Annotated in this window: 10 protein-coding genes; 2 read left to right on the forward strand and 8 right to left on the reverse strand. The window is 65.6% G+C overall.

Annotated elements, in window-relative coordinates:
* The first annotated feature begins 54 nt into the window (after positions 1–54).
* Positions 55–2,346, forward strand: a complete 2,292-nt coding sequence (locus NR187_RS18500; RefSeq protein WP_256807238.1) for a ComEC/Rec2 family competence protein — start codon at positions 55–57, stop codon at positions 2,344–2,346.
* 111 nt (positions 2,347–2,457) lie between these two features.
* Here the strand turns inward: NR187_RS18500 and NR187_RS18505 are convergent, their stop codons facing one another.
* The 7 genes from NR187_RS18505 to NR187_RS18535 form a co-directional block, all read right to left on the reverse strand.
* Positions 2,458–3,399, reverse strand: coding sequence for a GAF domain-containing protein (locus NR187_RS18505; protein ID WP_256807239.1), 942 nt, complete (start codon positions 3,397–3,399; stop codon positions 2,458–2,460).
* A 226-nt stretch (positions 3,400–3,625) separates the two neighbouring features.
* Positions 3,626–4,063 carry a hypothetical protein gene (locus NR187_RS18510; protein WP_211387161.1) on the reverse strand — a complete coding sequence of 146 codons (438 nt, stop codon included), beginning with the start codon at positions 4,061–4,063 and terminating at the stop codon, positions 3,626–3,628.
* 584 nt (positions 4,064–4,647) lie between these two features.
* Positions 4,648–5,349, reverse strand: coding sequence for a transcriptional repressor LexA (gene lexA, locus NR187_RS18515; protein ID WP_027518170.1), 702 nt, complete (start codon positions 5,347–5,349; stop codon positions 4,648–4,650).
* 176 nt (positions 5,350–5,525) lie between these two features.
* Positions 5,526–6,737, reverse strand: coding sequence for a gephyrin-like molybdotransferase Glp (glp, locus tag NR187_RS18520; protein ID WP_256807240.1), 1,212 nt, complete (start codon positions 6,735–6,737; stop codon positions 5,526–5,528).
* Between the two features lie 225 nt (positions 6,738–6,962).
* Complete coding sequence (locus NR187_RS18525) at positions 6,963–7,169, reverse strand: hypothetical protein (protein WP_256807265.1); 207 nt, start codon at positions 7,167–7,169, stop codon at positions 6,963–6,965.
* A 132-nt stretch (positions 7,170–7,301) separates the two neighbouring features.
* Positions 7,302–7,934, reverse strand: coding sequence for an HAD-IA family hydrolase (locus NR187_RS18530; RefSeq protein ID WP_256807241.1), 633 nt, complete (start codon positions 7,932–7,934; stop codon positions 7,302–7,304).
* 8 nt (positions 7,935–7,942) lie between these two features.
* Positions 7,943–9,076 carry an alpha-hydroxy acid oxidase gene (locus NR187_RS18535; protein ID WP_256807242.1) on the reverse strand — a complete coding sequence of 378 codons (1,134 nt, stop codon included), beginning with the start codon at positions 9,074–9,076 and terminating at the stop codon, positions 7,943–7,945.
* A 302-nt stretch (positions 9,077–9,378) separates the two neighbouring features.
* Here NR187_RS18535 and NR187_RS18540 point away from each other — a divergent pair, with 302 nt between their 5' ends.
* The gene (locus NR187_RS18540) at positions 9,379–10,716 is read left to right on the forward strand and encodes a S41 family peptidase (RefSeq protein WP_256807243.1); all 1,338 of its coding nucleotides are present in this window, start codon (positions 9,379–9,381) and stop codon (positions 10,714–10,716) included.
* 199 nt (positions 10,717–10,915) lie between these two features.
* On the opposite strand, the gene NR187_RS18545 is transcribed toward NR187_RS18540, so the two are convergent.
* Positions 10,916–11,776, reverse strand: a complete 861-nt coding sequence (locus NR187_RS18545; protein WP_256807244.1) for a DMT family transporter — start codon at positions 11,774–11,776, stop codon at positions 10,916–10,918.
* Between the last annotated feature and the right edge of the window lie 6 nt (positions 11,777–11,782).

Raw genomic sequence — 11,782 nt, forward strand, 5'->3', positions numbered from 1 at the left:
TGCCTGCACGTTCCGGTAGCCTCTGCGCCGGTTGCGTATCGCAAGGTGCAGGGAATGGCGGAGCAGGGCCGGCCAGTTCGGTCCCAGGGGACTGCAAGCGGGATCGCGGGGACTTGGCCTGTCGGCCGAGCCGCGCCTGCCGGTGGCTTCGTGCCCGCAGGTTTTGGCGCCTGGCCCTCGATCGTCGAGGCCTTGCGCATTTGGGCGCGGGCCGAGGCCGGCGCCGGCCGGCTGCTGCCTTGGGTGCCTGTCGCTTTCGGCGGCGGTATCGCGCTGTACTTTGCCGCAGATCATGAGCCGGTGCTCTGGGTCGTCGCTGCGACGGCGGTCGCGCTCACGATCGCGGCGGTCCTGTTGCGGCGGAGCCGGCTGTTTGCGGCCGCAATCATGATCGCGGCGGTCGCGGCCGGCTTCGCCGCCGCGACCTGGAAGACGGCGCGCATCGCCCACACCGTATTGGCAAAACCGCTCTATTCGGTGTCGTTGTCGGGCTTCGTCGAGGCCCGCGACATCCGCGAGCGCACCGACCGTTTCGTTCTGCGGGTCACCGCGATGGAGGTACCGCGCAGTGACGTCAAGCTCGAGCGCGTGCGCCTGTCGGTCCGCAAGGGGACCGCGCCCGAGGTCGGCAGCTTCGTGCAATTGAAGGCGCGGCTGTTGCCGCCGCTTTCGCCGCTCCGCCCCGGCAGCTACGATTTCTCCCGCGACATGTTCTTCCAGGGCATCGGCGCCTCCGGCTTCGTGATGGGCGCGATCGCAGCTTCAGTGCCGCCGGATGCCGGTGGTTTGCGGCTGCGCTACGCGGCCTTGATGCAGGGCCTGCGCGATGCGATCGACGCACGCATTCGTGCGACGCTCGACGGCGACAATCGCGCGATCGCGACCGCGCTGCTCACGGGCCGGCGCGATGCGATCACCACCCCCGTCAACGATGCGATGTTCATTTCGGGGCTGGGCCATGTGCTCTCGATCTCCGGCTATCACATGGCCGTCGTCGCCGGCGTGGTCTTCTTTGCGGTCCGTGCGCTGCTCGCTCTGATCCCGGGACTGGCGGCCGGCTTCGCCATCAAGAAATGGTCGGCGGCCGCGGCGCTGGTTGCGGCCGCGTTCTACCTGCTGCTGTCTGGTGCGGAGGTGGCCACGCAAAGATCGTTCTTCATGACCGCGGTGGTGCTGATCGCGGTGATGGTCGATCGCCGCGCCATCACCTTCCGCACGCTGGCCGTGGCCGCGCTGATCGTGCTGGCGGTCGCGCCGGAAGCGCTGGTGCATCCGAGTTTTCAGATGTCGTTCGCGGCAACGCTCGGGCTGGTGGCGCTGGTGCAGATCGGCATGCCGAACTTGTTTGCCTCGCCCGACCATTCGGCGACCGCGCGCGTTGCGATGTGGGGCGGCCGCGAGATCGCGATGCTGTTCCTGGCCTCGCTGATCGCGGGGCTCGCGACCACGCCCTATGCCGCCTTCCACTTCCACCGCGTCACGCCGTTCGGCGTGCTCGCCAATCTCGGCGCGATGCCGGTCGTCTCGGCGCTGGTGATGCCGGCGGGGCTGTTGGGCCTGCTTGCGGCGCCGTTCGGGCTCGACAGCGTGTGCTGGTGGCTGATGGGAATCGGCATCGACTGGATGATCGCGGTCTCGCGCTGGGTCGCCGCATTACCGGGCGCGGTCGGCCGCATCCCGGCCTTCGGCATCGCGCCGCTGATCGCGGCCAGCCTCGGGATCATCGTGATGGGCCTGCTGCGCACGCCGCTGCGTTGGTCCGGCGCGCTGGTGTTGCTGGCCGCGATTACCTGGGGGCTGGCCGCGCGCCAGCCCGACATCCTGATTGCCGGCGACGGTGCGAGTGTCGCGGTGCGGGGCAGGGACGGGCAACTGCATCTGATCCGGGCCAGCAAGGACGGCTTTCTGCTCAAGGAATGGCTGGCTGCCGACGCCGATCCGCGCGATGGCGGTCATGCCTCGCTGGCCGACGGCGTGTCCTGCGACGAGTCCGGCTGCGTGACGCCGCTCGGCGACGGGCGGTTGGTCGCGCTGGCACTGCGCATCGACGCGTTGGCGGACGATTGCAGCCGGGCCGCGCTTGTGGTGACGGCGCGTCCCGTGCCGCCCGATTGCGCCGCGATGGTGGTCGATCGGCAGCGGCTCGCGAGCCAGGGCGCGCTGGCCCTGACGCAGCGGGGGGACGGCTTTGCGGTTCAGGCGGTGAGGGCGCGAGGTGCGAGCCGCCCCTGGTTGCCGGCCGGCGCCGGCGAAGGTGATTTCGACGGCAGTCTTGCGCCGAAGACGGCTGCGCCCCGCAACCGCGACGTAACGCCGGCGGAGACCGACTTGCAGGCCGACGATTGAACCGATCGGGCAGGGCATGATCCGGAAAAGTGCGAAGCGGTTTTCCGAAAAGGTCATGCTCAAACAAGAACGCTAAAGCGCGATGATGATTCATCGCAATCTCATCGCGCTTTAGAGGTACCAGGCCAGCACGGCTTCGAGCGTGCTGTTGCCGATGACCGGCAAGGCCACCATCCGGCTCAGTCCGGATGCGCAGGCCTCAGAGCCGGCGGCCGAGCCGTCATGCGCGAGCTCGTCGTTGAGCGCGGGCATGCCGGTGGCCCAGGCGCCACCGATGCTGCCTTCGCCCCTGGCGATGGATTTTCCTGCATAAAGCGCGGCGAGGTCGGTCTGCGCACTGCAATCGCCGGCGCGAAAGACCAGCGCCGAGCGGGTCTCGTTCGGAACCCATATCTCGAAGCGTCGCGCGATCGGCGTGGCTTGCGCGGAGAGGAATGTCAGTACCCAGGTATGGTCTACGCCGGTCCGATAGGGAACGCCGACGCCCAGATTGATCCTGACCTTGGCCGCGTCCTCCCAGCGCAGGAAGCTCTTCGCATCGTGCAGGTCCTTGATGATCAGCGGCAGCCCCGCCTTCCAGGTCCGCCCGGGCAGGCCAAAACCGCGCGGAAATTTGGTGTGGCGGGAGTTGAATTCGAACATGTCGGCGGTGCCGTAGTAGCCGTCGACGAGCCCCATCTCGTGGGAGACGACAGGGTCGTTGTGCCAGAGCTCGATCGCGCCGACATGGGCCTCTTCTTCACCGCAGAACAGCACCATGACGGCCTGGAGGAATTCGCCGGCGAACACGGGCACCGCCACCCCACAGGTGAGGCCGGCTGCGAGGGCCTGATCGGTACGCTTGAAATAGGAGTTGGCGAATTTGGTGAGGATCACGGGGTGGCCGGAGGCCCAGGCCTTGCCGGGAAGGCCCTCGTCATATCCGAAATGCAAGCCTTCGCTGATGGCCTTGAACGCGGACAGCCCTTCGCCGTAGAGGCCGCCACCGAACTCCAGCCGCATGCGCGTCCGGTCCGGCACCCAGAGTTCAACGACGCGAATGAAGGTTTTCATCGAGCATGTCCGCCGTCTCAAGCCTTGACAGCATCGGTCATTTGGCTGTGTGGCGGACGTTCAAAATTCAGGCAGGGCGGCTCAAACTTCGTGCGGCGGGAAAAGCGCAACGGCTTGGTCGATCCGATCGGATTTCGCGGGGCGCAAGCCATACCGTCTCGCCGGCCACGGCCGGCGATGGCAATTCGATCCTGGCCTCCGACCTTGCGGCCGGAAGCGGCCGTGTTCAGCCGATCGGCAGCCGGGTAATCGTCGGCTGTCTGTCGGCAGTGATCTGCGGCTTGTGCTCGCGTTCGCCGGCCGGCTGCTGCGTCACCGGCAGTTGCAGCACGGTTGCGTGCTGGCCTTCAACGAGCTGCGTTACCAGCACGTATTTACCGTCGGGGAATTCGATCGCGTCATGATGGCGATCGGGAATGTGCGGATCGATCTTGCCGAACTTCCCGACGCGGGAATTGATGGTGCGCGTCCAGATCCAGCGATTGTCGTAGCGGACGTTGTCGGCAAAGGCGAGCTCCGTTCCCGGCAGCAGGCAGACGGCAACTGTCGGATCGGCTGCGGACGCAAAGCCGCGCGTGGAGGTGCCGCGGAAGGTTGTCGTGACGATCGTCTCGCCGACTTCGGCGGGGCGCGACGCGACGGCATGCAGGCTGTAGTCACACATCGGGTGCTCCTCTTGCGAAGACAGCGACCCGCGTCTCTTATCGAGGCGCAGGCCTCTATCAGAGTTCAAGCACGCAACGGTCTGCTTGGTTGTAGGCAAATCTGCGGCTGGGATCCGCAGGCCACGATCACATTAACTTTCCCGAATCCAATAGGAACAAAGCCTCGTCCCGTGCATTCTGCAGGCGCGTGTCAGCGCCCTGAGGGGGCCGACCATCCCGAATAATGCCAGCTCGGTTGCGACGGCAGGCAATTGCATTGCGGCCGGCGCGGGCTCGTTCGCTAACCGCCACCTTTGCAGACAGGGCGAGGCGGTTGTGCGGCGGCTTGCGACGCTGATACTGCGATCAGCGCCGCCGCGACTGTGCTCAAGACGATCTGGCGCATGGCTGTTTCCTCGAGCTGCTGAGGCCGCGAAGCGGTGCTGCTTCATGCGGCGTGCCGAGGATGAAGCGCCGGAGGAGGGGCCGGATAATCTGCGCGAAACCAGAAAGACTACCCAGCGGGAGCGGACAATCGTCCGCTCCAATCGTTGATGGCGATCGTTGCTCATGCGAGCGCGGATGCGCCGGATACTTTCCGGTATCAGTATTTCCGGTACAGGCCGATCAGCTTGCCCTGAATCTTCACCCTGTTGGGCGGCAGGATGCGCACCTCATAGGCCGCGTTGGCGGGCTCGAGCGCGATCGAGGCGCCGCGACGGCGGAAGCGCTTGAGCGTCGCTTCCTCGTCGTCGATCAGCGCCACCACGATGTCGCCGGTATCGGCACTCTCGTTGCGCTGGATCAGCGCCATGTCGCCGTCGAGGATGCCGGCCTCGACCATGGAATCGCCGCGCACTTCGAGCGCGTAATGCTCGCCCGAGCCGAGCATGTCAGGCGGTACGCTGATGGTATGGCTGCGGGTTTGCAACGCCTCGATCGGCGTGCCGGCCGCGATGCGGCCCATTACCGGCACGGCAACGGGACGTTCGCCCTCGTCGGCAGACAGGCTTGAGCTCGCGCGGACCTTGCCGAGGTTGCCCTCGATGACGCTCGGCGTGAAGCCGCGGCGGCTGCCGGCGGCCGCCTGGAGCTCGGGCAGCTTGATGACTTCGATCGCGCGGGCGCGGTTGGGGAGGCGACGGATGAACCCGCGCTCCTCGAGCGCCGTGATCAGGCGGTGGATGCCCGACTTCGAGCGCAAGTCGAGCGCATCCTTCATCTCGTCGAAAGAAGGCGGCACGCCGCTTTCCTTCAGACGTTCACTGATGAACCGCAGAAGCTCGTATTGTTTGCGCGTTAACATCTCGACCTAAGTCCCCCGGTTGATGTCGTTCGATTCCGAGACGCTGAATTCAGCAATATGCCGCGACATGCTCGAAACAAATCATGAACGGACACTATATGTTCGATACATGTTCCGCAACTGCTTAATTTACCGTGAACAGAGCAAAGTTCGCGGAACGCGCATTGGCGGGACGCTCAGACGGGGAGCCGCAACACTTCGCAAGGCGAGCCCGCCTCGGCTTTCGGCGCGAACGGTGCGCGCACGAGAAGTGCCTGTGCCGCAGCGAGATTCGCAAGCAACGAAGAATCCTGATGGCTGACGGGAAGGGCGACGAGCGTGCCGTCGTCGCGCTGCTCCAGACGTGCGCGCAGATAGTCCTCGCGCTGGTCGTTGGCGCCGACGTCGCGGCCGAGCACGGCGCGCTCGCGGTGATGATGAATTGCGGCCCGGCCCGACAACGCGCGAATCAGCGGCACCATGAACAGGAAGGCGCACACATAGGACGACACGGGATTGCCGGGCAGGCCGATCACAGCCATCGCGCCGAGCCGTCCATGCATCATCGGCTTGCCCGGCCGCATCGCGATCTTCCAGAAGGCCATCGCGACGGCTTCGTCCCTCAGCGCCTGCTGGACCAGATCGTGGTCGCCGACCGATGCGCCGCCGGTAGTGATGAGGACGTCTGCGCCGCTCGCGCGCGCGCGGCGGATGCCGGCGGTGGTGGCCTCCAGCGTGTCGGCGGCAATACCGAGGTCGATGGTTTCGGCCCCCTCGCTGCGAGCCAGCGCATGCAGGGCATAGCCGTTGGAATAGACGATCTGGCCGTGACCGGGCGTGGTGCCCGGCATCACCAGCTCGTCGCCGGTGGCGAGGATTGCGATCTTCGGACGGCGGCTGACGGCGAGGTGGGGGTGATTCATCCCGGCGGCGAGCGCGAGGTCGCGCTCGGTGAGCCGGCTGCCCTTGCGCAGGAGCACGTCGCCCTCGCGGAAATCGACGCCCGCGGGGCGGATGTGCCGGCCGGAGATCGCGGCTTCCTTGATCGTGATGCGCTTGCCGTCAGCGACGGTGTCCTCCTGGATCACCACGGCATCCGCGCCATCGGGAACGACGCCGCCGGTGAAGATCCGCACGGCCTCGCCGGCGCCGACCGATCCTGCGAACGGCCGGCCCGCGGCGACCTCGCCGATCACGGCGAGGGTCGAACCGATCGTTGCGGCATCGGCCGCGCGCACCGCGTATCCGTCCATCGCCGACATTGCCTGCGGCGGCTGCGTGCGCCGCGCGACGACGTCGCGCGTGAGCACGCGATGGTAGGCGTTGTCGAGGGAAACCGTCTCCTCCGGCAGCGGATCCGCACCCGCCAGCACCGCGGCAAGCGCGTCAGAAACCGGCATCAGGGCCACGGCGAAAACTCCTGCTCGGCGCGTTCGGGCGAATGTTCCGCCAGTCTTCTAGCCGAGCGCGGGCGCAGAGGCAAAACAGCTGAGCGGGCGTAACTCAGCTCGCTGCTCACACTGCACTTGAGGGCGAGATCAGGCCCGTCGCGGCATGGTCCAGAGAACGAGACAGATCGGCAGAAGCGTGGCCATGGCAAGGACGATCATGGCGAGCGCCACGGCCAGCATCGGTCAGCTCCTCGCCTGTCCATCCGGACTGCCGTCCAGTGTGACGTCGGGAGCTTTTGGACCTTGATCCTTGTCGGGCAGCGGATCGGCCTGAGATTTCAGGTCGGCGGCCTTGCTGATCAATTTTGCGGAGAGGTCAGAATCCGAGGTGGTTCTGGCGAATTTCATCAGCAGGGAGGCCTGCTTGGTGAGGTAGGTTTTGCCCAACACGTCGATCAATCCGATGTAGAATTCCCAACGGACTAATGAGTCCCGAGACGGGCATTCGTTCCCGGAACTCTGTACAAAAATGCACAAAGTCTTTTGGTTCCTCGCCGTCAGGCGAAATAGGTCCCGAAACGGTCAGATTCCCAGCGCCGTGAGGGCATTTCCAACGTCGCGGGGGGAGGTCACATGGACCGCCGTCAAGCCGCGGGCTCGCGCCCCCTCGACATTCTCGGCGAGGTCATCAAAGAACACGATGCGCCCGGCGGGTACGCCGATCGCGGAGACGACGTGGTCGAAGGCCTCGGCATCCGGTTTGCGCAGACCGATGCTGGACGACAAATACAGCTCGTGGAAATGGCCTAGCACGTCGGCATATTCCTTCGAGAAATAGTCCACATGGGGACGGTTGGTGTTGGAGAAGGCGTAGAGCGGCATCCGCTTCGCCGCCCGCGGCAGCAGCTCGGCGATGTCGGGCATCTCGCCGGCGAAGATCGCGTTCCAGCCCTCCAGGAACTGCGCATCCGAGATGCCGATCCCGAGCGAAGAGCGCAATGAGGCGAAATAATCCTCGTCGCTGATCTTCCCCATCTCGTGCAGCCGATAGGCTTCGCTATCCCGCACATAGCGCGCGACGATGGCGTCGGGCTTGCAGCCGGCATGGCCCGCCCAGCAGGCGATCGCCCTGGAGAAATCGATATCGAGCACCACGCGGCCGAGATCGAACAGAAGCGCATCCGCGCTGCCGGGAGAGAGCGGTGTCACCTGCATCCTTTCACTCAGTATCGATATGGCTCGTGATCGAACAGCGGAAACGCGCTGAACACGCTTGGCGCGTTGGTTGCGGCCGCCTGGTGCAGGCAGGATTTGTCGACCCCGGCGAACGAGGTGGCACCCAGCAGGCCGAGACAGCGCAGCACTTCGTCCTCGAGCAGCTCCAGCATCCGCGCCACGCCGGCTTCGCCGGCCGCCGCCAGCGCCCAGCATTGCAGCCGGCCGATGCCGACGAGGTCGGCGCCCGCGGCGATGGCCTTGACGATGTCGGTGCCGCGGCCGAAGCCGCCATCGACCATGATCTTGGCGCGGCCCTTCACCGCGTCGACGATCTCGGGCAGCAAATGCATGGCGCCGCGGCCGTGATCGAGCTGGCGGCCGCCATGGTTGGAGACGTAGATCCACTCGACGCCGTGATCGATCGCGATCTGCGCGTCCTCGGCGGTGGCGATGCCCTTCAGGATCAGCGGGATCTTGAACTTGTCCTTGATCATCTTCACGGTCCGCCACTCCAGACCCTTCTGGTAGTCGCCGCCGGTGGCGCGCAGGCGGCTCTCCCGAACGTAACGCTTGGCGATGTCACGTTCGCGACGGCTGTAATGGGCGGTGTCGACCGTCAGGCAGAAGGCGGCATAGCCGTTCTTCTCGGTCCGGCTGACGACATCGGCGACGAAGGCATCGTCGCCGCGGACATAGAGCTGATAGATTCGCAGCGCGTCGGGGGCGGCTTCGGCAGTCTTCTCGAGCCCGGGCTCGGACACCGAGCTCAGCATGTGCGCCGCACCGAACGTGCCGCAGGCGCGTGCCACGCTCGCCGCGCCATCCGGATCGAAGATCTCCAGCGCGCCGACGGGGGCGAGCACCAGGGGCAGGCGCATCCTGCGGCCGAAATGCTCGACCGTGCCGTCGACCTTGCGAACGTCGCGAAGCACGCGCGGGCGGAAGGCGATCTCGTCCAGCGCCATGCGGTTGCGGCGCATCGTGGTTTCGGTCTCGGCGGCGCCGACGATATAATCCCAGGCATTCTGGTTGAGATTGGCACGCGCTTTGCGGATGAATTCGTGCAGATTCTGGAACGGCTCGTTGCTGGCGCCGAGTTCGACGTTCCTTTCCGGCCGGATGCTGGGTGCTTCGTTCATTGTTATCCTCCCGAGAATTTGAAGCCTTGTCTGATCGCCTAACCCGTCCGGCTCTGCAAAACCATCCTAAATTGGGTATGACTGCGCGGCGTGGCCGGTCCGCCGATTCCCGCCGCGCCCGAACGGGTTCTGCAACGTTGCCAAAAGTTTAGGTTCGAACGAAGGGATTTTTTCGGTGTAACCGCCGGCGTGGCATCCCGGCCTTGAAGAAACCAGAATGGTATTGTGAGAAACAGGCTGGATCGCCATTTGCATGGCGGCTCCCAGCCCAACCGAAGCGCGAGAAAAAGGCCAGCCTATCCATGCGGAAAACCCTGCTGTTCCCTCTGGGCGCGCTCACGGGAGCGTGTCTGACCCTTCTGGTAGCCAGTCCGCACGGCGGCGTATGGGCAGCACGGGCGGCAGCGAGTGCGGATGACGCCTATTCCAAGCTCAATTTGTTCGGCGAGGTGTTCGAGCGGGTGAAGGCGAGCTATGTCGAAAAGCCCGACAATGCCAAGCTGATCGAAGGCGCGATCACCGGCATGGTGACCTCGCTCGATCCGCATTCGCGCTACATGAACGACAAGGCCTGGACCGAGATGCAGGAGACCACCTCCGGCGAGTTCGGCGGGCTCGGCATCGAGGTCACGATGGAGGAGGGCCTGGTCAAGGTCGTCTCGCCGATCGACGACACGCCGGCGTCGAAGGCCGGCATCATGTCGGGCGACCTCATCAGCAAGATCGATGGTGATGCCGTGCAGGGCATGACGCTCGAGCAGGCCGTCAACAAGATGAAGGGGCCGGTCGACACCCAGACCAAGCTCACGATCGTGCGCAAGGGCGCCGACGCCCCGCTCGACGTCGCGATCAAGCGCGAGATCATCCATGTGCGCCCGGTGCGCTTCCACGTCGAGAACGGCGACATCGGCTATATCCGCGTCACCTCGTTCAACGAGCAGACGACCGACGGCCTGAAGAAGGCAATCGCGTCGATCTCGAAGGAGGTCCCGCCGGAGAAGCTCGTCGGCTATGTGATGGACCTGCGCAACAATCCGGGCGGCCTGCTGGACCAGGCCGTGTCGGTGTCGAGCGCGTTCCTGCAGCGCGGCGAGGTCGTCTCGACCCGCGGCCGCAATCCGGAAGAGACCCAGCGCTTCACCGCGCATGGGGGCGACCTCACCAAGGGCAAGCCGCTCGTCGTCCTCGTCAACGGGGGTTCGGCCTCGGCTTCCGAGATCGTGGCCGGTGCGCTGCATGACCACAAGCGTGCGACCATCATCGGTACGCGCTCGTTCGGCAAGGGCTCGGTGCAGACCATCATTCCGCTCGGCGCCGGCAATGGCGCGCTGGCGCTGACCACGGCGCGCTACTACACGCCGTCGGGCCGCTCGATCCAGGCCCAGGGCATCGCGCCCGACATCGAGATCCTCCAGGACGTGCCGCCCGAGCTGAAGGGCCGGATGGATACGATGGCGGAGTCCCAGATGCGTGGGCATCTGTCGGCCGCCGACGGCACCGAGCAGACCGGATCGCAGTCCTATGTCCCGCCGGAAGAGAAGAACGACAAGGCCCTGCATGCGGCCTACGACTTCCTGCACGGCCAGACTGCGAATGCCGTCGCGGCCAAGCCCGCATCGAAGGCCACGGTGCCGAACTGAACCCTCGCGAACTGTGAGACGTCCATCGCCCGGGAGCGGATACCGCTCCCGGGCCGAATTCGTTTCGGACGCCGTCTCAGCCCGGGTTCACGGCCGCAAAGGTGGCCTCGTAGCGGCCGCCGCGCTCGGCCCATCGCCGGACGAGTCACCACGGTCAGATCCTCACGGGCTGACGTCTCGGCTCAAGAACGACGACTGCTCAAATTGCCCGCGCGCCGGGTCTTAACTGTGTCAGGGCGACGCCGGAGATCGCGAGCAGTCCACCGACAATCAACTTGGGGGTGACGCGCTCGCCAAGGAACAGCACGCTCGACATCAGGGCGAACACCGGAAGCAATAGACCGAAGGGTGCGACGCGGCCCATGGAGCAGCGGGCGATCAACCAGAACCAGAGGCCGAACCCGACAATTCCTCCGATGAAGATCGTATAGGCGAGCGCCAGCCAACCGCGTCCATCCGCCGTGACCAGGCTCGCGACTTGTCCATGCTCGAAGAGCAGCGACATCAACATCACCTGAGGCACCGTGAACAGCGACGACCATCCCATCAACATCAGGGGATCAAAAGGGCCGAAGCGTTTCGTCAAGACGTTGGACACGGCGAATGCGAAGGCGGCCGCGACCACAAGCAGCAGCGGAAGCGCGTTTGCCGACAGGCCGGGCCCCGCTGCCAACACGACCACGCCGGCGAATGCAAGAGCGACGCCGGCGGAGGTGGTCAGTGAGGGCCTCTCGGCAAGAAGCGGCCACGCCAGCAGGACCGTGAAGGGCGTGGCGAGTTGATATGCGACGGCCGACATGCTTCCCGAGCCGAGCCCAAGGCCGACATAGAACAGCCCGAAGTTCAGTCCCCCGAGGAAAATCGAAATCGCTGCGATCGGGCCGAACTGCCGACGCGTGGGCTTCTTGACCACCGGAACGAGCAGCAGCGCGATCGCCAGGAAGCGCAGCGCGAGGAAGAAGAGAGGCGGAAACTCCGTCACGCCCACCTTGATGGCCACGAACTGATAACCCCAGAGCAGGGGAACGGCCACGGCACAGACGATCTCGATGGCGGACATGGCACC

It is taken from the genome of Bradyrhizobium sp. Bra64, assembly GCF_024519875.1.
Classification (GTDB): Bacteria; Pseudomonadota; Alphaproteobacteria; order Rhizobiales; family Xanthobacteraceae; genus Bradyrhizobium; species Bradyrhizobium japonicum_G.